Origin of the sequence: Pseudomonas sp. WC2, assembly GCF_050586545.1 — a bacterium.
Lineage (GTDB): Bacteria > Pseudomonadota > Gammaproteobacteria > Pseudomonadales > Pseudomonadaceae > Aquipseudomonas.
The window spans coordinates 1-2,558 of sequence record NZ_JBOBDR010000040.1 but is presented as its reverse complement, the minus strand read 5'-3'; the positions used below and the strand labels follow the sequence as shown (position 1 = coordinate 2,558).

The 2,558-nt window shown below is 58.5% G+C and carries 1 protein-coding gene and 1 pseudogene; both read left to right on the top strand.

The annotated features are described in order from the left end of the window. Positions 1-808, top strand: a pseudogene (locus ACQ4OE_RS26715) (hypothetical protein); the annotation flags it as partial. 28 nt (positions 809-836) lie between these two features. Beyond that, complete coding sequence (locus ACQ4OE_RS26710; protein WP_430948452.1) at positions 837-2,423, top strand: hypothetical protein; 1,587 nt, start codon at positions 837-839, stop codon at positions 2,421-2,423. Positions 2,424-2,558 lie beyond the last annotated feature (135 nt).

The window sequence follows — 2,558 nt, the reverse complement described above, 5'->3', positions numbered from 1 at the left end:
TGGCTATCAGGTGGCGGCGCGATTGAACAAGCGATCCATCGAGAAAATCACCGAATGCCGTGGTGGTACGGCAGCGTTCAATTGCACGGGGGTGCTGATCCGTGCAGTCGATGTGTCCCCAGCGTTTCACGCCTGGAACCCCAGCCCCTCGTCGGTCAATGGCAACGGTGTTTCCTTCACGTTCATCACGGACGGCGCCTTGATCAAACAGACTTATAAACCTCAGGGCCTGGTTCTGCGCGAATCTTTTGCCCCCGTCGGTAAACCGTTGACTGTCCGTTGCCTGTATCCGTTTGATGCCGGCACATCCGGTTCCCAGGACATCTGTCGCGCCGGGGGGCGCCCCATGTGTGATGAGGCAAATATCGATACCCGGGAAAAATGGGTCGCCGCCTATGCCACCGTGCCGACACGTACCTGCGCCTTCAACACGCAGCCCGGACCGTTTCAACTGGGGACGACCGTGCGCCCTGATGCGACCGACCCGCTTGGCTGGAATGAGCTGATTGTGGGCGCCTGGACGGAAGAAAACCCGGAACAGCTGCCCATCGAAGCCTTCACCATTATCAAGCCTTCACACACCGCCGGCGGCGACCCTGGCGACACTGGCGTGGTTGGTGCTCGTTACGTACAGCGTGATTACTTTCAAGTAACCGGTCGCTTCATTCCTGTATTGCGGGTGACGTTCACCAGCGCACCTGGCGAAATCTTTTCCTATGACCCCCAAGACCAGGCGCTCGGGGACGTGGCCATGGCGCAACTGAGCAACGCGATTCCATTCCTGCCGAACTCAATGCGCGACGACTGAACCCGAGGCCATCTACAGGGAAGCGACGATGAACAGAAGGATGGCATGGACGCCAGCGCTGCTTTTTGCAGTGTGGTTGTCGAGCACTTGGGCGCTGGCCGCCACCGGGCCGGAAGTCGCGCAGTTGCTCAACAAGCGCTACCAAAACACCTTGACCGAATGTGCAGGCGGGCGCGCTGCGTACTTTTGCAGTGGCGTGATGCTGCGTGGCAGCGAACTGCCCACCGAGTTCTGGAAACATGGCGATGTCGCCACGCAACTGGGTGCGGAAAGTGTTGTGTATCTGCGTGCGGACGTGGGGACAAACACGCTGTCATCAGCCTACGGCATCGTGTTCAGTGACGCGTTTACTGCGATAAGTCAGGGCAAAACCCTTGAAGCGTTATGCGCTTATCCGTTCCCGCTGACACTCGACGCTAACCGCCCGGAATTCGGCTGCGGTCTAGTGGCATCCCGGCAGGAGGTCAGCTCGTGCGCTGGCCCAGGCGTGAGCGATGCGCCGGGTTGGCTGGCGCACTTTGAACAGCAAAGTCGAGAACCGGCCCGACAATGCTCGCTGAGCGCTCAGGTCCCCGCCCAATTCAAGGCCAGCCTGCTGGCACATCAAGGCATCGACGCTGAATGGTCGGCGAAGGCAACCCAGGTGCAAATCAAAAACTGGGACACCAGCGCGCCGAAGCAATTGCCGATCGAAGCGCTGTTCTACGACGTACTGCAGACGGGGGCATTGCTCGGCGCGCAGAAGGATCAGCGTGACTACTTCACGGCTACTGGTGACTGGCTGCCGATACTGCGCATGGACCTGTCTCAGCATCCCGAGGCGGTTTTTGGATTTCATCAAGGGGATCAGTTGTATATCGGCTATCAAGTCGCGGCACGCCTAAACACCCGCTACACCGATACCGCCTCGACTTGTCTTGGGGGGAAGGCGGCTTTTTATTGCAACGGTGTGCTACTGCGCGGGACCCAAGCCTCCACGGCGTTCCATATGTGGAACCCCAGCCCTGTCTCGCAAGGCAACAAGGGCGTGTCCTTCAGTTACTTGCGCAAGGATGCCGGGCTGACCAGACTTCTCGTTCAGCAAGGGTTCATAGTTCGTGAAAGTTTTGCGCCCGCCGCCACCCCGATGAATGTGCGGTGTGGCTTCCCCTTCGACGGCAATTCTGCCTACCCCGTTCCGGATGTTTGCCGAGTTCGTGGGCCGATGTGCGATGAGCTGGGCATCACAACCGTACAGGCATGGGCGGATCGTTACGCCACCAATCCACGCTCCAGCTGTGCCTTTAACATCGATCCGGAGCAATTTCAGTTGAACATCGATGTACGCCCCAGCGTGACCAATGGTGACAGCTGGAATGAAGTGATAATTGAAACCTGGCCGCAAGACATTCCCTCGCAAATCCCCCTTGAAGTTTTTTACTACAGCCATGCAAGCAACGGTCTGTCGCAGGCGCAGTTCGGGCAGCGGGATTATTTCCAGACCACAGGGCGCTTTCTACCGATTGTGCAGGTGAATCTGGAAGCAGCGGACGGGCAGGTATTCAGCTATGAACCGAGTGAACAGAATTCCCCCGGTGCCCCGGCGAATACTTTGCTTGCGCCAGAATATGAATGACCGCTCATCGAAAAACACCCTCCACCTGTCAGATCTGACAGGTGACACCCCGCCCACTCTGCGCCTAAATCACTCCGTTGCTTTCCCCGACCGGAGCCCGCCATGACCACTCCCGAATTGCCCGACAACAGCACA

What these genes read in the sequence shown, in the direction of transcription:
- ACQ4OE_RS26710 (WP_430948452.1), top strand. Translation starts at nt 837, where the DNA reads ATGAACAGAAGGATGGCATGGACGCCAGCGCTGCTTTTTGCAGTGTGG.